The organism is Cryptosporangium japonicum, assembly GCF_039524755.1.
Lineage (GTDB): Bacteria > Actinomycetota > Actinomycetes > Mycobacteriales > Cryptosporangiaceae > Cryptosporangium > Cryptosporangium japonicum.
Genome location: NZ_BAAAGX010000004.1, coordinates 18883 through 39148 on the forward strand (window position 1 = coordinate 18883; position 20266 = coordinate 39148).

Annotated in this window: 20 protein-coding genes and 1 pseudogene; 10 read left to right on the forward strand and 11 right to left on the reverse strand. The window is 65.9% G+C overall.

Translation table 11 applies throughout. The annotated features are described in order from the left end of the window. Positions 1–27: 27 nt before the first annotated feature. Positions 28–1011, reverse strand: a complete 984-nt coding sequence (locus ABD437_RS03170; protein WP_344647203.1) for a helix-turn-helix transcriptional regulator — start codon at positions 1009–1011, stop codon at positions 28–30. 63 nt (positions 1012–1074) lie between these two features. On the opposite strand from ABD437_RS03170, the gene ABD437_RS03175 reads away from it, so the two are divergent. Next, entirely contained in the window at positions 1075–2010 is a 936-nt protein-coding gene (locus tag ABD437_RS03175; protein ID WP_344647204.1) for an alpha/beta fold hydrolase, read from the forward strand. 157 nt (positions 2011–2167) lie between these two features. On the opposite strand, the pseudogene ABD437_RS03180 reads toward ABD437_RS03175, so the two are convergent. After that, positions 2168–2671: pseudogene (locus ABD437_RS03180) on the reverse strand (diacylglycerol kinase); the annotation flags it as partial. A gap of 587 nt (positions 2672–3258) precedes the next feature. Then, a complete protein-coding gene (locus ABD437_RS03185; protein ID WP_344647205.1) occupies positions 3259–3798 on the reverse strand; it encodes a hypothetical protein in 540 nt (179 codons plus the stop codon). A gap of 784 nt (positions 3799–4582) precedes the next feature. Between ABD437_RS03185 and ABD437_RS03190 the strand changes: the two genes are divergently transcribed. Both ABD437_RS03190 and ABD437_RS03195 read left to right on the forward strand, forming a co-directional pair. After that, the gene (locus ABD437_RS03190) at positions 4583–5218 is read left to right on the forward strand and encodes a hypothetical protein (protein ID WP_344647206.1); all 636 of its coding nucleotides are present in this window, start codon (positions 4583–4585) and stop codon (positions 5216–5218) included. After that, positions 5200–5751 (forward strand): hypothetical protein, encoded by a 552-nt coding sequence (locus ABD437_RS03195; RefSeq protein WP_344647207.1) that lies wholly within the window; start codon positions 5200–5202, stop codon positions 5749–5751. The genes ABD437_RS03190 and ABD437_RS03195 overlap by 19 nt, the downstream gene beginning before the upstream one ends. A gap of 125 nt (positions 5752–5876) precedes the next feature. Here the strand turns inward: ABD437_RS03195 and ABD437_RS03200 are convergent, their stop codons facing one another. Next, positions 5877–6350: a hypothetical protein gene (locus ABD437_RS03200; protein ID WP_344647208.1), complete on the reverse strand. Its 474-nt coding sequence runs from the start codon at positions 6348–6350 to the stop codon at positions 5877–5879. A 582-nt stretch (positions 6351–6932) separates the two neighbouring features. Here ABD437_RS03200 and ABD437_RS03205 point away from each other — a divergent pair. Further along, entirely contained in the window at positions 6933–7226 is a 294-nt protein-coding gene (locus ABD437_RS03205) for a putative quinol monooxygenase (RefSeq protein WP_344647209.1), read from the forward strand. 236 nt (positions 7227–7462) lie between these two features. Here the strand turns inward: ABD437_RS03205 and ABD437_RS03210 are convergent, their stop codons facing one another. Next, positions 7463–7591 (reverse strand): hypothetical protein, encoded by a 129-nt coding sequence (locus tag ABD437_RS03210; protein WP_344647210.1) that lies wholly within the window; start codon positions 7589–7591, stop codon positions 7463–7465. A 199-nt stretch (positions 7592–7790) separates the two neighbouring features. Here ABD437_RS03210 and ABD437_RS03215 point away from each other — a divergent pair, with 199 nt between their 5' ends. From ABD437_RS03215 to ABD437_RS03225, 3 genes are all read left to right on the forward strand, one after another. Further along, positions 7791–8129, forward strand: coding sequence for a hypothetical protein (locus ABD437_RS03215; protein WP_344647211.1), 339 nt, complete (start codon positions 7791–7793; stop codon positions 8127–8129). Positions 8130–9390: 1261 nt separating this feature from the next. Next, positions 9391–9990, forward strand: coding sequence for an RNA polymerase sigma factor (locus ABD437_RS03220; RefSeq protein ID WP_344647212.1), 600 nt, complete (start codon positions 9391–9393; stop codon positions 9988–9990). Continuing rightward, positions 9987–10997, forward strand: coding sequence for a hypothetical protein (locus ABD437_RS03225; RefSeq protein ID WP_344647213.1), 1011 nt, complete (start codon positions 9987–9989; stop codon positions 10995–10997). Before ABD437_RS03220 ends, ABD437_RS03225 begins: the two co-directional genes overlap by 4 nt. A 647-nt stretch (positions 10998–11644) precedes the next feature. Here ABD437_RS03225 and ABD437_RS03230 read toward each other — a convergent pair. Both ABD437_RS03230 and ABD437_RS03235 read right to left on the reverse strand, forming a co-directional pair. Next, positions 11645–13561, reverse strand: a complete 1917-nt coding sequence (locus tag ABD437_RS03230; protein ID WP_344647214.1) for a DUF4062 domain-containing protein — start codon at positions 13559–13561, stop codon at positions 11645–11647. A gap of 230 nt (positions 13562–13791) precedes the next feature. After that, positions 13792–14205, reverse strand: a complete 414-nt coding sequence (locus tag ABD437_RS03235; protein ID WP_344647215.1) for a DUF6578 domain-containing protein — start codon at positions 14203–14205, stop codon at positions 13792–13794. Between the two features lie 62 nt (positions 14206–14267). On the opposite strand from ABD437_RS03235, the gene ABD437_RS03240 reads away from it, so the two are divergent. Next, the gene (locus tag ABD437_RS03240; RefSeq protein WP_344647216.1) at positions 14268–14936 is read left to right on the forward strand and encodes a tyrosine-type recombinase/integrase; all 669 of its coding nucleotides are present in this window, start codon (positions 14268–14270) and stop codon (positions 14934–14936) included. Between the two features lie 18 nt (positions 14937–14954). After that, positions 14955–15152, forward strand: a complete 198-nt coding sequence (locus tag ABD437_RS03245) for a site-specific integrase (protein WP_344647217.1) — start codon at positions 14955–14957, stop codon at positions 15150–15152. A 111-nt stretch (positions 15153–15263) separates the two neighbouring features. Here the strand turns inward: ABD437_RS03245 and ABD437_RS03250 are convergent, their stop codons facing one another. The 4 genes from ABD437_RS03250 to ABD437_RS03265 all read right to left on the reverse strand — a co-directional run bounded on the left by ABD437_RS03250 (position 15264) and on the right by ABD437_RS03265 (position 19287). Continuing rightward, positions 15264–16046 carry a hypothetical protein gene (locus ABD437_RS03250; RefSeq protein WP_344647218.1) on the reverse strand — a complete coding sequence of 261 codons (783 nt, stop codon included), beginning with the start codon at positions 16044–16046 and terminating at the stop codon, positions 15264–15266. Positions 16047–16992: 946 nt separating this feature from the next. Continuing rightward, positions 16993–17121: a hypothetical protein gene (locus ABD437_RS03255; protein ID WP_344647219.1), complete on the reverse strand. Its 129-nt coding sequence runs from the start codon at positions 17119–17121 to the stop codon at positions 16993–16995. Positions 17122–17414: 293 nt separating this feature from the next. Then, complete coding sequence (locus ABD437_RS03260; RefSeq protein ID WP_344647220.1) at positions 17415–18491, reverse strand: NAD(P)H-dependent amine dehydrogenase family protein; 1077 nt, start codon at positions 18489–18491, stop codon at positions 17415–17417. Between the two features lie 10 nt (positions 18492–18501). Continuing rightward, complete coding sequence (locus ABD437_RS03265; RefSeq protein ID WP_344647221.1) at positions 18502–19287, reverse strand: SDR family oxidoreductase; 786 nt, start codon at positions 19285–19287, stop codon at positions 18502–18504. Between the two features lie 100 nt (positions 19288–19387). Between ABD437_RS03265 and ABD437_RS03270 the strand changes: the two genes are divergently transcribed. Continuing rightward, positions 19388–20263: an alpha/beta fold hydrolase gene (locus ABD437_RS03270; RefSeq protein WP_344647222.1), complete on the forward strand. Its 876-nt coding sequence runs from the start codon at positions 19388–19390 to the stop codon at positions 20261–20263. The last annotated feature ends 3 nt before the right edge of the window (positions 20264–20266 follow it).

The window sequence follows — 20266 nt, forward strand, 5'->3', positions numbered from 1 at the left end:
ACCGAGGTCCTCTCCCCGGTCATAAGTTCACGAACGGGCCGCGCCGTCGTACTTCTGGCCATTTCCGCGTGGGCCGTATCGCGCGACCAGCACGTCGCCGATCGACGCGAGCCGGTCGCGCACCCCCGGCGGGCCGGTCACCTCGAGGTAGGCGACCAGCCCGGCGAGCTCGCCGGCGAGTTCGTCGTTGCCGCGGATCACCACCTCGATGCGGCCGTCGGCCGTGGATCCTCCCACCTCGAGCCGATCGCCGAACCCGATCCGGAGCACGCCGAGCGCCTGGGGTGGGCAGACCGCCCGGGCCTCGAGCGGTGTGCGCCGGCGTTCGACCTCGTCCGCGATCGCGCGCCAGCTCTCGGCGAGGTCGAAGTCAGCGGGCCGGTGCACGGGTTCGCCGGTCGGGTCGACGGACGACACGCGGTCGACCCGGAAGGTCCGGCGGCCGGCGTCGGTGGTGGCGACGAGGTACCACGACGGGCCTTTGGCGACGATCCCGAGCGGATGGACGGTCCGCTCGGTTCCGCTGCGTTCGCGGTCGACGTAGCCGAGCCGGACCTGGACACCGCGGATCACCGCGTCCTGGAGCTCGTCGAGGAAGCGAGGCTGCCGGGGCTCGGCCCGGCTCGACCCCCACCCGTGCGGGTCCGTGACGAGCGACGACGCCGCCGCCTCGGCCTGCGCCCGGAACGGCTCGGGCAGGGCACGGACGAGCTTGCGCAGCGCCGCCTTTCCGGCCGGTGTGCCGGACGAGGCCGGGCCGGCGACCATGAACAGGGCGCGGGCCTCACCCGCGGTCAACCCCGACAGGTCGGTGCGGGCACCGCCCACGAGACGCCAGCCGCCGCCCCGGCCCTGCACGGAGTACACCGGCACACCGGCCACGCCCAGGGCGTCGAGGTCGCGGCGGGCGGTGCGCTCGGAGATCTCCAGCTCCCGGGCGACTTCCGCCGCGGTCACCTGCTCGCGCCGTTGCAGCAGGAGGAGGATGGCCATCAACCGGTCGGCTCGCACCCGGACAACGCTTCCACCAAAACCGGTCAGGAGATGACCGGTATCGGTCAGCAGGATGCCGGCATGACAACTGATTTTCCCGAGCCCACCCGCATCTGCGTCAACGGTGTGGAACTCGAGGTGTTCGAGGCCGGCCGGCAGAACGCGGGGAACCCCATCGTGCTCTGCCACGGCTGGCCGGAGCACGCCTATTCCTGGCGCCATCAGGTGCCGGCCCTGGCCGCCGCGGGCTACCACGTGATCGTCCCCAACCAGCGGGGGTACGGCACGTCGTCCCGCCCCGCCGACGTGACGGACTACGACATCGCCCACCTGTCCGGCGACCTCGTCGGCCTCCTCGATCACTACGGCTACGAGGACGCCACGTTCGTCGGCCACGACTGGGGCGCGTTCGTCGTCTGGGGCCTGGCTCTGCTGCACCCGAGGCGGGTCAACGGCGTGGTCGCGCTGAGCGTGCCCTACCAGGAGCGCGGGGAGACGCCCTGGATCGAACTCATGGAGGCCGTGCTCGGCCCCGACTTCTACTTCGTCCACTTCAACCGTCAGCCGGGCGTCGCCGACGCCGTGTTCGAGGAGGACCCGTTCCGATTCCTCCGGAACCTGTACCGGAAGAACGTGCCCCCCGCCGAGCCGCGGCCCGGCAACGCGTTCATCAACCTGGCCCGGGCGGAGACCCCGCTCGGCGAGCCCGTTCTGAGCGACAGCGACCTCGCCGTCTTCGTCGCCGCGTTCGAAGGATCCGGGTTCACGGGCGGAATCAACTGGTACCGGAACCTGGACCGTAACTGGCGCCTGCTGGCCGAGGCCGACCCGATCATCCGGCAGCCCGCGCTCATGATCTACGGCGACCAGGACCCGGTCGCGAGGGCGGACCGGTTGACGGAATTCGTGCCGAACGTGGACGTGGTCAGCCTGGACTGCGGGCACTGGATCCAGCAGGAGAAACCCCAGGAAACGACCGCGGCGATCCTGAAGTGGCTCACCCGGCCGACCCGGTAGGAGGCGTGCCGGGCGGGACCAAGAGTTCTCGGGTCTACGACGGCTTTCCGGGCCTACCTCGGTGCCAGATACCCCGAGTAGCCGTCGTCAGCCCGGGAACTCGTCGCCGGCACCGGCGAGGGTCGCCGCACGGAGCGGCCGCCGTGACGTGGGGGAGTCAGGGGCGGACCAGGCCGCGGCCGGTGGCCAGCGGAAGGTCGAGAGCGGTGAGCAGCCCGGGCGCGGCGGCGACCACCGCGGGCACCGAGTCGACCAGCCGCATCGCGGTGGCTTTCAGGCCCGCCGTGTCGTGGTCCCCGTCGGTGGCCAGCATCGTCGTGTCGAGCGTGTAGTTCGGCTCGCCCGTCACCATCACCCGGTACCCGCCCTGACCTGTCGGCTGCGGCCGGTCCGGCCCCAGGTCGGGGCGTAACCGGGTGATGTGTTCCAGCACGCACACCGCGCGGCCACCACGCATGCACCGCACCTCGAACCGCGGTGCGGCGGCGGTGCCCTGGCCGATCGACCCCGACGGGATCGCGAAGGCCTCCGGGGCCGGCAACCGCGTGAACGACTCCTCGACCGAATCCAGCGCGACTCCCAGCTGGCGCACCACCGACCCCCAGGCGATGCCCAGCACGCCGGGCTGCAGCAGCATCGGCAGGTCGTCGATCGGCTTGCCCAACAGTCGGCGCCGGTATCCGGCATGTTCATTGCGTGGGGATTGGGCATGCGGTTGGGCTCGCCCGGTTGGGTGCTGTTGGTTCCGCTCTCAGCGAGTCGGCCGGGGAGCCGTTGGTAGAAGGCCCGGCCGTGCCGCGCGACAATGCTCGCTCATGCCGATGAGCGGAAGTTCTGCCCAGAGCAATAAGAGGCGCGCGATGACTCTACCGGCCACGAGGTAGATTGATTCGGGTTTAGGCATGCCCCGTTTCGCCGTATGCGCTGCTGCACCGCCAGTAACACTCGCGCTACAGACAGGTGTGTGGGTTAATTCTTGTCCAGCGACGTCTACGTCGGGGTCTGGACCACTGCGATGCTCCGACTGTCGTCGAACACCCTTACAATCGCGGTCGATCGACCCGTCAGCGCAGAACCGAAGCCCGGTGCGGCGACCAATTAGGCGCAGTCTAACCTCGGCGAGCTGCTGACAACACACCGAATGAATCTAATCAACGCCGTGACTCCACTGACGGTTTACTCGCCGCCGCAAGATGCGGGCGACATCGCGCCACACGATTACGGGCGCGATGCCGGTCCTCGGTTAAGTCACCTACCGACGTAGGTGAAGATACTGGCTCGGGCAATGTCATCCGGGTTGACAGCCCCGCAGTTAGCCGCGATGATTCCGAGCCTGTTAATCGCATCAGCAAGGCTGATCCCGCCCGTTACCACAGCCACAGCAGCAGCCTCCGCCACCTGATTGATCGCGCACTTAGAGAAGCTCAGGAGCTGGTCCCAACGCTCTTGACCGATGTCGCTCGGGGCCGCGAGACTGACATAGAAGTAGTAGCGGCGCAACCTCGGCGGGAAGCCGACCCATTCATCGTGGTGATATGTTCGAAAAAGGGTTCCCTCGAACCGATCGCTAGACTGTCTCACCAACGAACTGCCAACCGGGCCAGCGTATCTCGACTCATGAATCGCCGGGAAGGAGTCCTGCCTGGCGGGAGGTGCTGCTGCCTCCGCGGCTCCGGGAATCAGAAATCCTGTAGCAGCGACCAATAGCGCCACAACAAGAGCATTCATATGCAAGCGCTTCATTTTTCTCCCTGAATTGATGTATGATCGGCGAATTCCAGTCTTCATGGGCGATGCGTGGCGTCTCGCCGCAACCGCCATAGCCGTGGACCGATCAGCGACCTTTGTGAAGTCGCGACACGTTCGATCTCGATAGGCGAGTCGTGTCTACAGCACGGAGCGGGCGGAGCCGGATCGACACGCCGAGGCCTGAGGTAACAAGGTTCAGCCATCTGAAGCCGAATAACTAACCGATCTGACGGTCATCTGGCGCATCCGTGACGTGCCACCACAGCCACGGGCAACCCGCGGAAGCTCCAGACACGCGGTTCCGCAGCGAGACTGCGGTCGCCAGGTGCGCGATCAGGTCGGCGGGCTGGTCACGTTCAGCCGCACCTACCTGGCAACGTTCATACGTACCCCGACAGGAGGTTGGCGAGAACCGATCACCCAGGCGCCGGCAGCACTTGCCTCAGGAATGGTCCAGCGGTAGCGGACTCCTAACCCTGTGCTCCTCAACTGTGGGAACCGAGCAAGCGATTGTCTTGATCTTTCCATTTCGGCTGTTCAGGCCGTGTCTCGCAGCGTTTGCATGGGGTTTCGGCAGGTAGGAAGATTGTGCCAATCATCATCGGCTTGTGATATTTCTGGCCTACAGGTATTCGTGCAGTTCGACATCCTAAACTGCCGCATCAAGTGGTCTTGTTGCACTTCGGGTAATTCAGCGTTGCTCGTCCAGTTCCGATAGCGGTTGAAGCCTGATTGCGTTGCGAGTGTCGTCCGGATTTAGCAGCGAAGTGGCACCGACCGATGCTGATCCACACCCTTGCGCGCGCCTGCCATGGTGGCCTCCATGCGGTCCAGGGCGTGGCTCAACAGTGACGGTCAGGTTTCTCCGGCCATGCTGGCCGCCCTGCAGTCCAGGGTGTGGCTCCACAGTGACGGTCGATTCTCTCCGGGCAAGGAGCTGTTCCGGCGCATCATGGCCCGTCGGCGGCTAGTGGTCGGGGTGCTGGCTGCGGTGGTCGTCCTGCTCGGGATAACCGTGGGCTGGAGAACCGAGTCCGCCGACGACCGGATCCTCCCCGACTGGCCGCGGCCCATCGGACACGCCTGGAGAACCGAGTCCGCCCCGGACCGGTTCGTTCCCGCCGGGCCGTCCCGCGGACTCGACGCGCTCGCGTCGCCGGTCGACGTGGGCTGGCTGCCGTCCGGTTTCCACCCGCCCCGCGCGGCACTGCTCGCCCCCGGGACGTACGGGTTGCAGACCGAGCGCGGCGACCCGTACAGGGTGCGGACCGAGCGCGACGACCCGCCCGCCACGCTGACCGTGACCATGCGGGACACCAAGCCGACACCCGAGACGGACGAGGGCAGGAAGAGCTCCATCCGGGTGCACGGGAAACCCGCCACGGTCATCTCGGTACACCGCCGCCGCCCGACGACCTGGAAGGCGTCGGCGAGATCCGATTGGCGTATCGGCTGCTGATCTTCGAACGGAAGCCCGGCGAGTGGATCCAGATCAGGGCCGATGCCGAGAGCAGGGACGAGGTCGGCGTGAGCGTCGACGACCTCCGCCGGATCGCCGAAAGGCTGGTCGACCGGCCGCGTCCGGTGGCTGACCTGGTGCGGTTCGCCAATCTTCCGGACGGCCTGAAACCCGGAACCGTCACGTCCGACCCGGCGACCGGCGCCGCTGTCGCGTTCGTCGGTCCCAGCGACCAGGTCCGCGTCTATCCGTACTGGTCGGGGGTGTTCACCCACGACGAGGGGGCCCGGGTCTGGGTCGGCGTGGGCAATATCCACGAGCTCGCGGTGGGGTTCACGCCGGGCGAGCCCGTGCGGCGGGAGATTCGGGTCGACGGGCGCCGGGTTTGGCTGATGGCCGGCAGGCCGCCGGACCGGCCTTCCGCGGTCGTGATTCTCGACGGGAACCTCGGCGTCGCGGTCAGCGCCACCGGCCTGACCGACGAGCAGCTCGCCCGGTTTGCCGCGGGCATCAACCCTGGCCCCGACCTGTGACCTTGAAAACCTCCGACGAATATCCGCGCCAGCGCATGTCAACGTCCGCAATTGCCGCCGAGTGTGCTTTCGATGCAATGGGGCTCAGAGTTCGGTGCGCGTACTCGTCTGCCGCGGCGAACTGGTCAGGATGGTTCGCGCAGTGTGGTCTCCACGACGTCCGCGAGTTCGCGTTGGCTATCGGCGACCAGCGCGGGGTCTGGTTGGTTCGCCGTTTGTCGGAGCGCCGACCGGTATTGGGACAGGTAGCTTCGTATGCGCTTGTCGTCGAAGGCAGGAGTCTGTGAGGGGAGCCAGCTGAGTACGTCGATCAGTACCTCGCAGGCCGCGCGGCGAGTGAAGGGTTCGGCCTCGGTGGCGAGGCGCAGCAGGAAGGGCAGCGCCTCGTTCAGCACCACGCAGAGGTGACCGGAGTGATCGTGTCCGACGGCGTCGAGAGTGAAGTGGTAGGACGCTCGGGTCTCCGCCTCGGTGCGGGCGGCGTCCAGACGGTGCAGCGCGTCGGGCACGCTGTTGGACGGGCCGGGTACGGCATCGGATGCCCGTGGGACGGCAGGCCACGCGACTCGTTCGACCTCCTGCCAGAAGTCCGGGTTCATGAGCGTGACCGTAGCCGGTCGGCCGGCGGGAGCCGGTGAACGTTCGGTCGGGCCGGGCAGTCGCGGCAGTCCTCCCGCCGAGCACGCGGACCGCGTATTCGTCTGCCGCTGCCAGATCGCTGTGGCGGGCGGACGACTCAGCGGCAGAACGCGCCTGTCGTCGGGGCTTCCCTAGGTGCTGGTACCTTCCCTCCTCTGCTCACCCCACGTCAGAATCCCCGGTGGGCTTGGCGTCGCCGAATCGGCCCCGTCACTCGGACGCCGCCGCCCGCGGCAGCCGCGCATGCCGCAGGGCGGGCGCCGCTTCCGGACGCCGTGCCGCGGGCATCCGGGCCGGCGACGTCCGGTGACGGACTCTGACCGTTTTCAGCAGCTCAGCGCTCGGTAGCAGCAGCCACTCGTGGTCACGCTTATCTACCGCGAGGGTGTGCGGCGATAGGCGTCGCTCGTCATGAATGTGAACGTCCTGGGCGAGGGCAAGGTTTCCGCGCGCCGGGACCAGACGGGCATGCAGTTGGCCGGCGGCTGTACCAGTTCTACGAGGTGAGTTGTGCGTGCCAGGTCGCCCCGTAGAGTTTCGCCATGTTCATGCTTCACGGCCGCCTGGGCGCCAAGCCTGGGAAACGCGATGACCTTTTGACGATCATGAGCGAGGCGGGCGAGTCCCTCCCAGGCAACCGGCTCTACGTCGTTGCGGTCGACGAGACTGATGCTGAGGGTGTCTGGGCGACAGAGATTTGGGAATCAGAGCAGGCCCACGCGGCGTCATTGCGGCTTGACCATGTGAGGGAGCGCATTGCGCGGGCGATGCCCCTGATTGAAACCGATGGCATCAGACAACAGCGGCTTGACGCCCGCGCGGGAGTACCCGACTGAGCAATCGACCGGGTCGTCCGCTACCCCGACTCAGAGTGCCGGTCCGTCCATCTCCCGTTGCCCAGCCGGACAGCCATCAGCGCGATACGCGTGCTAGCGCGAGACGCGGCCATCTGAAGCTGCCGCATGACGGCCATACGCTTCTGCCGCTGTCGGGCACTCAGATCCATGGGCCGATCCCCGCGGACACGATGAGGGCCGGGAAGCGTGTGCTACCCGGCCCTCGGTGCTGATCGTCAGCTGCAGGGGTTGTAGTCCCAGCAGTCGTTGTAGCGCTTCTTGTGGTGGCGACGACGGCGCGGCTTGCACTCTTCGTAGGAGTAGTCGTTGCAGTCGTTGTACGAGTAGTCGTAGCAGCCGCTCATGTCGTCCAGCCTCCAGAAAGTTTGTGTGTTCCCCCTGCTGTGCCACCAGCTTCGCGCGACCCGGCGGCGTACTCGATCAGCGGCGCGACGGCCGGAACGTTCGCTTCCGAACACTCGCTAATGCCGCCGGGCGAGCTCCGCGTTCCCACTGCCGGAGATCGCTCGTCGCAGCCCCATCGTCGGACGGACAATCTTGCGTATGGCGTCCATCGAACACCTGATCTCCCTCACCGATCCCGCGTACCAGCAGTGGCTCGACGTCCTCGACGACGACCACGGCATCGACAGTGGTGTCGTGCTCTACAGCCGACAGACACTGCCCGAACGCAACACCACCTTCGAGGTCGCCGAGTACGCACCCGGGTACCTGATGATCGGAGACGACAGCGGCGGCTACGGCTTCCTCCTCGCCTGCACCAGCACCCCCGGCCCGGTATTCCACTCCGACCTCGGATCACTACAGCTCGACGGCTTCCTCCACGTCGCCGACACCTTTAGCGAATGGCGGGCCACCGGATTCTCGCTACCGACGACCTAATCTCGTGCCGCTGTCCGGATTGGGTGGTCGCACTGGTTTGTCACCGCGCCGGGGCGCGGCCGTTACGCGAAGGTTTGCCACTCCGTCATCGGAATTGCGCCCTCGGTCGTGTCGCCGCAGCGTCCTGCCCAACTGCGCGCAACAAAGACAGGCCGGCTCAGGACGACGTCTCCGGCTCGTTGCACCCGTAGGACCAGCCCGAGTTGCGGCGCCCAGGGATCAGCGAGCTGCGAGTAGCGCACCTCGTGGCCGCGGGATGCGGCGTAGTCATGAAACTCGTCTTCGAGCCGGGAGGGCGTCCGACCTACCAGCCGTAGGCCATCCAACGTCACCTGGGGGCCGCGGAGTGCATCCACGGCGAGCCCGGAGAGTCGGCCTGATTCGTCGTAGTACGTGGTCACCGCGGGGCCGGTCGCCGCCGTGTGCTCGTAGCCGTACTTCGCCCAGCCGTAGCTGCCCAGGGCGCTCGACGGGAATCCGCGCCGCGAAGTTCGACCTCAATAGTGGCGTGGGCTTGGTCGGCGGTCATTCCGAACCTCAGCGGGCCGGCGTGGGAGAGCGGAGCCAACGACCAGGCAAGCCGCTGGGAGTCTTCCAGCACGTCCCAAACCGACACGGCGCCTCCCATTGAGTCGTGAGCCGCGAAGCCGGTGCTGCGCGGGCGGACGAGCCGCAACTATGCCCTATGGAACGTCACCAAAGTAGTCGTTTGAATCGGCCTTCCTGCGCCGCGCGACCCGGGTCGCTGGAACTCATTGGACGCCCTCATCTGCCGCTGCGCGCGTGGCGGAGGTGTGGAGCTGTGTGTCGGGGTGTGTTTTTAAGGGCCCATTCGTCGTGTCGGATGATCTCGACTGTTCCGCGGGGGCCGCGTCCGGGCACCCCCCTGAGGGGCGCGGGCTGACCGGCGGCCGCCGGATGCGTCTGGGCTTGTGATGACCCGCTCCGTTCCGGCACAACAGTGAGGCCGGGAGCGATCGCTCCCCGGCCCCTGCTTCGATGCGGATATCGGTTGGTTCAACTGCAGGAGCAGTAGTCCCAGCAGTCGTCGTAGCGCTTCTGGTGGCGACGGCGGCCGTGCCGGCGCGGCTTTGTTGCCCGTTCCTCCTGCGTCTCCGGGCAAGTCGTCCGAGGAATTTCCGGGCGTAGCGGCGAATCGTGCACGGCCTCGCGCGCGCCCGCATGCGGAGGGGCGCATTGATGCCGCGGCTGAGATGCTGGCCGGACGCAACGCGAGGGTCGGTGCCGGCGACAGGTAACCATGACGAGTTCTGATCCGCCCAGCGACCGCCAGCTCTGGTCCGACGCGGCCGCCGGCGATCGACATGCCTTCGGTGAGCTGTTCGACCGGCACGGCCAGGCCGTCTACAACCACTGCTTCCGGCTGACCGGCAACTGGTCGGAGGCCGAGGACGCGACCTCGGCGGTCTTCCTGGCTGCCTGGCGCCGTCGCGCCGATCTCAGACTGGTCCGGGAGTCCGCGTTGCCGTGGCTGCTGACCGTGGCGACCCACCGCGTCTACGACGAACACCGCTCGTCACAACGTCGAAAAGCACTGATCGCCCGCGCCGGCCCACCCCCGGACACCCCCGATCACGCCGACGCCGTCGCGGAGAAACTCGACGACGAGCGCCGGATGGCGGTCGTACTCGAAACGACGAAGCAGCTTCCCCCGTCCGAGCAGGAGGCGCTCGTGCTCTGCGTCTGGTCGGGTGTCTCCTACGCCGACGCGGCCGCGGTCCTCGGCATCGCCGAGCCCAGCGTCCGATCACGGGTGAGCCGGGCCACCAGCCGTCTCGCCCGAATCCTCGGCCCCCGGATCGAAACGGTGCCCGCTCGTGCCGGAAAGGACAAGACATGACGCCGCAGCCCACCTACCTGCCGCCCGAGCGTGCCTTCACCCCGGCGGTCCGGACCCGGCTCCGCGCCCGCATCCTCAGTGAGATCGAGGAGCCGGCGCCACGTCGCGGTCGTCGCTTGGCCTGGCCGCTGGCGGGTGCCGGCCTCACGGCCGCGGCCCTGCTGGGCGTCTTCGCCCTCTCCGCTCCGGACCCCGGCCCGCCCGGAGGCACCAGCCCGACCACTGCCCTCACCTACTCTGCCCTGGCGCTGAAGGCAGCCGAGCAGAACCCGCGACTGTTGGTGGACCGACCCGGCTGGACCGTGACGGCCGTGTCGGGCTTCGCTCAAGAACAGGGCTCCATCGAGTTCAGCAACGCTGAACAGTCGTTGGACATCCACTGGTACCCGGCCGGTGAGTACGCCAATCACCGCGCGGACCGGCTCCGGGTCAGCGAGCCGGAGCCGGTGAAGGTCGACGGTTGGCCCGGTGAGGTGATCCGGTACTCAGCGACCGATTTCGCGGTCGTGCTCGCGCCCCGCGACACCGCGTTCGCCGAGTTGCGCACCGACGGCACCGGCTGGACGCGGGACGACCTCGACCGGGTGCTCGCAGACGTGGAGCACGTCGGGGTCCGGACCTGGCTGGACTCGCTCCCAGCAGACATAGTCACGCCCGACCGGGTGGGCGAGCAAGCGGCCAAGGTACTGGCCGACGTGCCGCTTCCGCCGGGCTTCGACCTCGCCTCGCTGGACGACGTCGGCACGAACGACACCTACCAGTTCGGTGCCGAGGTGATCAACCGAGTCGGCTGCGCATGGATCGCGGAATGGGAACGCGCGAAGGACGCAGGCGACGCCGCCGCCCTCCAACGGGCCGTCGACGCCCTGCGCGGCAGCCGCCAGTGGCAGGTGCTGCAGGAGTTGAACGACCAGGGTGGCTATTCAGAATCGTTCTGGCGGACCGCCGACCAGGTGACTGTCGATGCCCTGCCGGCCGACCCGAGGGACCAGCTGGACTGCAGCTAGCGGCCGCGCTCGCCCAACGAGGTGACCCCGTTGGGCGCCGGACCACGGCCACCCAGGTCTTCGGTGAGCCCGCCCACGGGTGGCTCTGGAGCAGCCGTCCTCGCACCGATAGAAAACGTTGACGGGTGGGGCGTCCTGCCCAACCCGCTCCGGAGCCGATGCCGAGGATACGAAGCCAGGCCTCCACGGCGCGATAGTCCGCGCACCGGGGAGACGTCCGAGTGGTACTCGGAGCAGACCACCGAGATCTCTCTGCCCCACGAGCCCGCCACGACAGCGCCCGGCAGCCGGAAGACATTCTCAACGGGACGCCGTCTTGTCGGCCGCATGCCGAGGTGCCTGCGAGCACCCCGAGAGTTCACCTGCGAACCCTCGCGAGACTTCGTAAGGCTCCAGCTCAGAGGGCCGACTTGAACCCCAGCCCTACGCGTTACCGCTGATCGGGGACGCCGACCTACCAGCAGACCAAGAGTAGTCAAGTCTGATCAACCGCACGTCCGCTTGAGCGGGCGGCAAACTTCGGCGCGAAAACATCCTGTCGTGCCGAGGAGAGTGCGTTAACGGTCACGGACTGATGGTGATCATTACCTCCATTTAGAACGGCGGATCAAGACTCGATCCGCAAACACACCATCGCTTCGGTCACTTCAGATGGCGTGCGATGGTTTTTGCCTTGACTGAAAGTCTTCGAGAAGGCGCACGACGGTTGTACTGCCGTCTATTAGAGTAGCCACCGCCAAGCGCCCTGGAAGGGTGACCTTGAGAAAACCAGTCAGCGGGTGCTCGGCGATTAGCTCGTTAAGCCGTTCTACTAGTTCCTCCGCAGTGGTAATGCGCTGGTCGGGATCAAATCGGAGGCAGCGAGTAGCCAGTCTGGACCAGGCGCGAAAAGAGGCGGGATCTTGGGTCGCCCGGCCTGGAGGCAGCGCTGGAATTGGGTTGTAGAAGACGTCAAACTCAGTGTCGCCGTCGGCAGTCGGTAGTGTCCTGAGCTTTCGTACCTCTCCAACCAAAGTAGCTCCGGTTAGGCGGCTGATCATTACACCTAGCGAATAGATGTCGGACGCGGCCGACACAGGAAGCCCGAGAACCTGCTCGGGAGCAGACCACTCTGGCGTCCAGCCAGGTGAGATGCCGCCAATCTGTAGAGCAAAGTGATCGATCAGGATGGGGCCAGAGGCCCCTAGTAAGATATTGTCTGGCTTTAGGTCACCGTGAACGCTGCCAACTTCGTGCATTCTGGCCAGCCGTTGCGCTGCTTTGACCATTACTTCAGCTACATCCATCCGACTCACGAATGCGTCGACATGCAGGTCGATTTCGCCATTCGAGTCTGCAAGATGCAGCGCGCAGTCTTTAAGGGCTTCGGTATACGTCCCGCCGTCTGCTACTTCCCCGATTTGGCCTGAACCACGCAAAACGAATTGAACGTGGGGAAATGATGATGAAATTGATTCCTCGTGGAAATCTCTCCATTCGGTCCACCGATCGTCAACTTGCCCAACGGAGAAAAGGTTACCGGTTACAGGGGAAACTCCGAGGAATCTGTTGGCTCCGCCAACGGATTCGAGAGATGGTTCCCTTGGTGGCCGCACAGGGGAAGTGTCGTTCGCGACAAATGCTCTGATGACGGACGCGGAGATCGGCCCACCCAAGGGATGCGTGTCGATTGCCCCTCTACCGCGACGTACTCGGTAACTAGCTCCGCCCAAGATAAGGCCGCTAAGTAAGCTTTGAAATAATTGTGTAAGATTTGTTCTTGTTACGAACAAAGTCTGCCGCGAACCTGTTGCCATATGCACTTCTTGCACCTGCGCGGCAAGCCATGCCTCTGCCGCGTATCCCTCCAACGATTGCCGGAAAGTGTCGAGCATGCCCGTCGGTGCTGGACGGCCAGAGATCGATGCAATTTCAGCAAGCTCCTCAAATATTGGATCTAGATCGATTCCGCGACTCACTTGGAGTAGGAGGGGCAGGCCGTCAACGCTAGTCCCTATCTGAATCAACGGATTGAGCTCGGATAACAAATCTACTGGCGAATTCACCACTTTTGCGCGCCGAGCCAGAAGCCCCGTTTCGCTCTGCAGTGTTTTGCGTCGACGTCCTAGCTGAGAGAGTGCTTGAGTTATTTGAAGTGCTAACTCTTCCGGTGTGCGGAAGGTCTTCTTGGTTACTTCCGTTCTAACCTTGTCCTTGAAGTCCTCGAGAAGTTCGCGATTGCGAAAATCGACAAAATCAGGAGGCCACGGGACTTTCTCGTCAAGAAAATACGCAAGAATTGGTATTCCTGCTTCACGCGCCGCAAGATATTCTGCTTCCACGATGCTGATCCCCCCGCCCGGGGGAATGGTGCCATAACGGTGGGCGAGTATCAAGATGAAAGCATCCGAGTCGCCTACTCTGTCGGTCGAGTACGATAGCGTACTTCGTTCATCTGCAGACCAAAACAGCATATCGTCTGCGAAATGATCGAGGCCAAGGATTGCTGTTCGCGCCGCCTCTCTATAGTCTTGTAGATCCTCGAAGGTTGACGAGACAAATATATGCCATCGATCTGAGTTCATAGATCTCTCACTCTTATGGCTGTTGGCCTTTGGCGCTCTGGGGGTTGGCTTCTTCCGTTGAGCTTCCAAGCGTGCAGGTCCATTGGCGTCTTTGGTAGTAGACGGATGGCCACTTCGCTGTACAGTTTTAGGCAGAATCATGCGCGGTTCGTGGGCCAAGCCACTCACATGCCGCATAGCGGTCCAGTCGTCTGGTAGCTCAGTTTTCCGAGCGCCGCGCGGTCGACGAGTTACTCGTGCATGAGTCCGACAATGTAGCCGGCGAACTTCAGTTCGGACCGGTCGGGCGTTCGGCCGTTTGCGAAGTGGATGGCGGTGACGACTCCTGATCCAGGGACGGGGTAAAGCTGCTTGGGGTCGCCGTCGGGCTGCGGCGCGCTCCGCCAGTAGGCCGCGTGGATCGAGGTGACGGTTCCCGTCACTGGCGCTACGCCGTCAGGGCCACCGCCGTGGTGTTCCTCGGCTTTGTCCACGTGCATATTCGACCCCGCGCCGAGTATCGCTTCCAGCCACGTCCCGTCTGTATCTTTCAGCGTCCATGAGACTTCGTGACCGACGGCGAAGGGCTCGCCGCAGCACTGCATCTGCCAATCGTCCACCCAGACGCTGATCCGCATGGTCTCAGCGTGCATCGGGCTGGTCACGACCTCTTCTGCCGCCGCGAGCTCGTGGTTGTGGCTCGGGTGCGTGCGACTGACTGTGAGGTATGACTACCTCTGCGAAGTCTCGTTCAGACCAGGCTGTCTTCGATCTGGCCGTCGCGGCCTACCTCGGTCGCTACCGCGGCACGTCGCGGCTGCACGCCGAGTCCGATTTGCGTGTCTGCCTGCGCTGGTGCACCAGCGCAGGCCTCGATCCGCTCGCAGCCGCCCGCGCAGACATCGGGCGCTACCTCCGCTGGCTCCAAGACGTCCGTTGTTTCCAGCCCTCCACGGTGTCCCGACGACTGTCGGTCGTGCTCGGCTTCTACCGGGTCTGCGTCATCGACCAGATCCTGTCCCGCTCGTCGGCCGACTACGTGCGCCGACCACTCGTCCCACCCGAATCACCGACGCTCAGACTCGGTCACCTGCAGTTCGAAGCCCTGCTCACGACCGCCAGACTCTCAGCGAACATCATCGACCTCGCACTGATCGCGATGCTCGGTCTGCTCGGGTTACGGGTCTTCGAAGCTACAGGGGCGAACATCGCCGACCTCGGCGAGGAACACGGCCACCGCGTCCTGCGAGTGCGCGGCAAGGGCGGCAAAGTCGTCCTGGTCCCGCTACCGCCCGCCGTCGGCCGGGCACTCGACCGCGTGGTCGATGAACGACCCGGGGGCCCGATCCTGCGCAACACCCATGACGGCCGGATGGACCGGCACGCCGCGACCTGACGGCTTAAGCATGTTGCCGTGAGCGCCAGGATCCGGATGTCCCGCCTGCACCCGCACATGCTGCGGCATACCTTCGTGACAACGATGCTGGATGCCGGCGTCAGCCTCCGCGACACCCAGATCGCCGCCCCCCACGCCGACCCACGCACCACCATGCGCTACGACCGAGCCCGCAAGAACCTCGATCGTCTCCCGAACTACATCCTCGCCGCGTAATGGCCTCCGGGGCATAGCAACGACGCGCGACCGCGCCGACGAGAGCACGCATTGTGCGCGTCGTCGCGATTTCCGCTTCGAGTTCAGAAGCGGCGATGGGGGCGGCTAACGCTAAGCTACTAGAAAGGACTTTCGGTTCTTTTCTGTCGCCCAGCCCCGAAAGCTGTCGAATTCTCGCGGATCTTCGCCTGGGTACTTCCTATCGTCGAATTTCTGTCCCAAAGTCAGCGCTTCGACCAGTTCGCTAGTCCGGCGACTGTCTGCTACGACGAGGATGAAATCCCACTCCCCGGCTGCGCGTGTATGGATTCCCCCGCAAGTCCATCCACCCCGCGACACGACCACACAGGGTCCAGGCTGAAGATAAAAGACTTTATCCTCGGGCAACCACGCAATTATCCATAGCGTATGGCCGTTCGGCATTTGTCCCGCCAGATCACCGTCCAAGGTGAAGGTTTGGTTCGACCGCGGTTGCCTGGACGGATCGGATATCGTTGCGGTGAATTCTGGGACTTTGGCGTTCTCGGAGACAGGGCGTTCTATGGTCTTTTGTGCGGCACTGCCAGCGATCAGCGTTATACCAAGAGTGGCAACCAGTCCGGTACATACAAAGCAAATTGTTCCATAAGAGTATTTCCAGTTTCTAACCGGTTTAAAAAAGAACAGGAATAGCACGCCTAGGGATGCCATCAGGACGCCGAAGTAGAGCAGCGGACGATAGGTTGGATCACCACTTCCGAGCCTGAAATCGTACACGTCGCGCCAGGCGGCAAAGATAGCAATTACGACGCCGACAATTGAAACAATCAAGCCAATTAAGGCGTTCCGGCCTTTGTTTTCTTGGTGTGTGTCTTGCTGTTGAGACATACAGACGCGGTCGCTTTCATCCCCCACGGCACCCCAACCGCGGCTGCAACCACGCTAGGGATCGTCGGGTGCCGAGAGTATCAAAATCGATTGATTGCAAACATACGGATAGCATGGGCCGGACGGACGGCTGTCATGGCTCGTCCGAACGGAGTATTAGCACGCGACCGTGGTCGGCGGCTGTGCCGCTGGACCGCAGTTGGGACCTGGGTCCGATTCCGCCGCCAGGTCTCGTTCTACCGCGGTGCCGCCGCCGCAGGCCGTCCCATCAGACGACCGGCTCGATCGGCCGAGGGCTTGAGTCTTGCCCGAGCGAAGAAGAATTCGATGAAAGAACGCACTCTCGTGCCGCGGGGTGCGCACGATTGCGACATTTTCCGCAGGCCAACGGGGTTAACTATGTTGCTTCGCGTTCCGTGTGGCCCGGCATCGCCAGCCCTCTCCTGTCACCGCACTCCGCCCAGGCGATCTCCAGCTTGTCAGAACCGGCTGGTGTGCAGCCGGCACCATCCGTGTTTCTCAGGGAGTGAGTTGGGATCCGCGTCGCTGAAGAGGGTGCTTAGCGCATCGGTTGGCCGCTCGAGGATGCGCCGGCCGCTCAGCGGTCCCCCGAAGTTGCAGTGAGCGGTGCATACGCCGACCTCGCTTCCAGCAAGGACGGTGACATCGTAGAGTGGCACCTCGTTGGCGTTGACGATGGCGACCGTCAGGTACGGCGTCTCCCTGCTGGACAGGGTGATTTACACGGTGAACGAAGCCGCATATCGGCGACGGTGTGCCTCCGTCTGTTCCGACTGGGCCCGTTCTAAGGCGGCAATCTGAACAGGCTGCTGCGCGTTCGTTGCCTTCGCTGCTCTGACGGCGCGCGCCCTCATCTGCCGCGGACAGCTCGTTGGGTGCTCGGTCATCCCCTGACACGGTGCGGCCCGGAGCGCATCGTTCGCGGTCCGGGCCGGTGGTGCTGCTGGGTGGTTCAGGAGCAGTAGTTGTAGTCCCAGCAGTCGTTGTAGCGCTTCTTGTGGTGGCGGCGACGCGGCTTGCAGTAGTTGTAGTCCCAGTCGTTGGTGCACTCGTCGTACGAGTAGTCGTAGCAGCCGCTCATGTCGTCCAGCCTCCCAAGGCCTCATGTCCGGGAGCGTCTCTCCCGTCCTGGACCCAGGTTCTCCCGGATCGGCCCGCTGCTCGATCACCCCGCCGACGCCGGAAAGGTTCGGCTCCCGACACTCGCTCGCCCCGCTGGGCGGGTGGTGAGGTGTGTGGTTCCGGCAGGTCCGGGAGCCACACGGTTGCCGGAGTTGGCGCGGCTATTGGGCACCGGCGAGGAACGATCACGGGCTACTAAGTACTCGGTCGGCTCGAGTGTCGACACGGAGCGGACGTCTTGACGTTGTCGAGTCAGGGGCGGACGAGGCCTCGGCCGGTGACGAGGGGCAGGTCGAGGGCGGTGAGCAGCCCGGGTGGTGCGGCGAAGACGGCGGGGATGGCGTTGACCAGGCGCATGGCGGTGGCTTTGAGGCCGGCGGTGTTGTGGTCGCCGTCGGACGCGAGCATGGTCATGTCGAGTGTGTAGTTGGGTTCGCCGGTCACGACGACCCGATACCCGCCTTGGCCGGTGGGTTGCGGCCAGTGGGGCCCGAGGTCCGGGCGCAGGCGCGTGACGTGTTCCAGCACGCACACCGGGCGGCCGTTTCGCATGCCGCGGACTTCGAAGCGGAGTGCGGCCGTGGTGCCTTTTTTGATCGGCCCGGACGGGATGTCGAAGTCTTCGGGTGCGGGGAGGCGGGTCCAGTCGGATTCCACGGCGTCCAGTTCCACCCCGAGTCCAGCGGCTAGTTGCCGGACCACCGAACCCCAGGCGATGCCGAGCACACCCGGCCGCAGCAGCATCGGTACGTCATCCTCGATCAGGGGCTTGCCGAAGCCCATGATGTCGAAGAGCACGGTCGGGTTGTCGTACGTCGAGTAGTCGAGGATCTCCAGGCAGCGGACCTCGTCGATGCGCTCGGACAGGCTGGTGAGGGTCAGCGCCATCCAGTCGTTGGCGAAGCCGGGGTCGATGCCGTTGACCCAGAGCGAGGCGCCACCCTCGCGCGCGGCCGCGCGGATCGGGTCGGTCAGGCCGTCGGGCACCACGCCGTCGGGGTACTGCAGGAACACCGGCCCGGACGACACGACGTTGACGCCGGCGCGCAGGAAGCGGGTGAGGTCGGCGATCGCGTCGGGCAGGCGGTCGTCGGCCATCGCGGTGTAGACGACGCAGTCGGGGTGCAGGGCGAGCAGGGCGTCGGCGTCGTCGGTGGCGGCCACCCCCAGGGAACGCCCGAGCCCGGCGAGTTCACCGGCGTCGCGGCCCACCTTGGCCGGGCTGGACACCCAGACGCCGGCCAGCTCCAGGTCGGGACGGGCGTCGAGGCCGGCGATCGTGTGCCGCCCGACGTTGCCGGTGCTCCATTGCACCACGCGAAGAGTCATGGCTTTCCCCTCAGAGGTCGGGCAGGCCGAGGTCGAGATTCGGGGTGCGCAGGCCGCCGTCGACCTGGAGGATCGCGCCGGTGACGTACGCGCCGGCGGGGGAGGAGAGGTAGACCACGGCGGCCGCGATGTCCTCGGCGTCGCCGATGCGTTTCAGCGGGGTGTTCTGCTCCATCGTCGTCCGCAGCTCGTCGTTGCCGAGAACGAGTTCTAGTGCCGAGGTGGCGATCGAGCCGACCGCGATCGCGTTCACCCGGACGCGCGGCGCGAGGTCGGCGGCGGCGATGCGTGTGTAGTGGGCCAGCGCGGCCTTCGCGGTGCCGTAGGCGGCGTAACCGCGGGCCGGGAGCCGGCCCATCACCGACGAGATGTTGACGATCGCGCCGCCGGTCTCCAGCAGCGCGGGCACCGCGGCGGTGGTGAGCGCGTGCGCGGTGGAGACGTTGAAGTGGAACGACGACTCGAGGCGGCGGACGCTGGTCTTCATCAGCGGCCGTGGCATCTCGCCGCCGACGTTGTTCACGACGACGTCGAGGCGCCCGAACGCGTCGACGGCGCGCTCGGAGAGGCTCGCGACCAGGTCGAGGTCGCTCAGGTCGCCCACGACGAGCGCGGCCTTGCGGCCCGTGGTGGCGATGCGGTCGGCGACCGCGCGCAGGTCGTCCTCGGTGCGGGCCGAGATCAGCACGTCGGCGCCGGCTTCGGCCAGGGCCAGCGCGGTGGCCGCGCCGATGCCCCGCCCTGCCCCGGTGACCACCGCGACCTTCCCGTCCAGCCGGAACCGGTCCAGAATCATGCGCGAAACTGTAACAGGTTCTACCGACGCGAATGGACGTGTTTGCCGAGGCCCGGCCGTCAGATGGTTGAGTGGAGCCACGCACCACCGAGGAGGGCACATGACCGTGGACTGGGTCGCCGACGCGCTGGGAACGGAGGCCGAGCTCGGCGTCGTCGACGTGGACGGGGTGGCGATCCACTACCGCGCCTGGGGCAAGCCCGGCAACGAGAACGGCATCGTGCTCGTCCACGGCGGCGCCGCGCACAGCCGCTGGTGGGACCACATCGCCCCGTTCTTCTCCGGCGACCGCCGCGTGGTCGCGCTCGACCTCTCCGGCCACGGCGACAGTGGCCGGCGCGACGAGTACCTGATGGCGCGCTGGGCCGACGAGGTGCTCGCGGTCGCCGCGCACGGCGGGGCCGGCCCGCACCCGCTGGTCATCGGCCACAGCATGGGCGGCATGGTGGCGATCACCGCCGCCCGGCTGCGCGGCACCGAGCTGGCCGGCGCGGTCGCCGTCGACACCCCGTTCTGGGAGGACCAGCCCGAGGAGCAGGCGGCCGGCGCGCAGCAGGCGTTCGGCCCGCTGCGCCGCTATCCGAGCCGGGAGGCCGCGCTGACGCGCTTCAAGCTGATCCCGGAGCAGGACGGGAACGACCCGGCGATCTACGCGCACATCGCCGAGACGTCGCTGCGGACGATCGACGGCGACTGGACCTGGAAGTTCGACCCGAACGTGTTCCGGGGGCGGGGACGGCCCGTTCCGCTCGAACTACCCCGGTGCCGGGTGGCCGTGTTCCGCGCCGAGCACGGCCTGGTGCCGCTCGACATGGGCGAACGCATCGCCGAGCGGCTCGGCCGGGTGGTGCCCGTCGTTGAGATTCCGCTCGCCGCCCACCACGTGATGATCGACCAGCCGCTCTCGCTGATCACCGCGCTCCGGACGCTGCTGGCCGACTGGACCCACTCGGAGCCCCATAAACCGACGACATGAGCG

Excerpts from the sequence above, each read along its gene's own strand:
- ABD437_RS03240 (WP_344647216.1), top strand. The coding sequence starts at position 14,268 with ATGACTACCTCTGCGAAGTCTCGTTCAGACCAGGCTGTCTTCGATCTG.
- ABD437_RS03230 (WP_344647214.1), bottom strand. The coding sequence starts at position 13,561 with ATGAACTCAGATCGATGGCATATATTTGTCTCGTCAACCTTCGAGGAT.
- ABD437_RS03210 (WP_344647210.1), bottom strand. The coding sequence starts at position 7,591 with ATGAGCGGCTGCTACGACTACTCGTACAACGACTGCAACGACTACTCC.
- ABD437_RS03270 (WP_344647222.1), top strand. The coding sequence starts at position 19,388 with ATGACCGTGGACTGGGTCGCCGACGCGCTGGGAACGGAGGCCGAGCTC.
- ABD437_RS03260 (WP_344647220.1), bottom strand. The coding sequence starts at position 18,491 with ATGACTCTTCGCGTGGTGCAATGGAGCACCGGCAACGTCGGGCGGCAC.
- ABD437_RS03185 (WP_344647205.1), bottom strand. The coding sequence starts at position 3,798 with ATGAAGACTGGAATTCGCCGATCATACATCAATTCAGGGAGAAAAATG.
- ABD437_RS03265 (WP_344647221.1), bottom strand. The coding sequence starts at position 19,287 with ATGATTCTGGACCGGTTCCGGCTGGACGGGAAGGTCGCGGTGGTCACC.
- ABD437_RS03220 (WP_344647212.1), top strand. The coding sequence starts at position 9,391 with ATGACGAGTTCTGATCCGCCCAGCGACCGCCAGCTCTGGTCCGACGCG.
- ABD437_RS03200 (WP_344647208.1), bottom strand. The coding sequence starts at position 6,350 with ATGAACCCGGACTTCTGGCAGGAGGTCGAACGAGTCGCGTGGCCTGCC.
- ABD437_RS03205 (WP_344647209.1), top strand. The coding sequence starts at position 6,933 with ATGTTCATGCTTCACGGCCGCCTGGGCGCCAAGCCTGGGAAACGCGAT.
- ABD437_RS03215 (WP_344647211.1), top strand. The coding sequence starts at position 7,791 with ATGGCGTCCATCGAACACCTGATCTCCCTCACCGATCCCGCGTACCAG.
- ABD437_RS03225 (WP_344647213.1), top strand. The coding sequence starts at position 9,987 with ATGACGCCGCAGCCCACCTACCTGCCGCCCGAGCGTGCCTTCACCCCG.
- ABD437_RS03175 (WP_344647204.1), top strand. The coding sequence starts at position 1,075 with ATGACAACTGATTTTCCCGAGCCCACCCGCATCTGCGTCAACGGTGTG.
- ABD437_RS03255 (WP_344647219.1), bottom strand. The coding sequence starts at position 17,121 with ATGAGCGGCTGCTACGACTACTCGTACGACGAGTGCACCAACGACTGG.
- ABD437_RS03190 (WP_344647206.1), top strand. The coding sequence starts at position 4,583 with ATGCGGTCCAGGGCGTGGCTCAACAGTGACGGTCAGGTTTCTCCGGCC.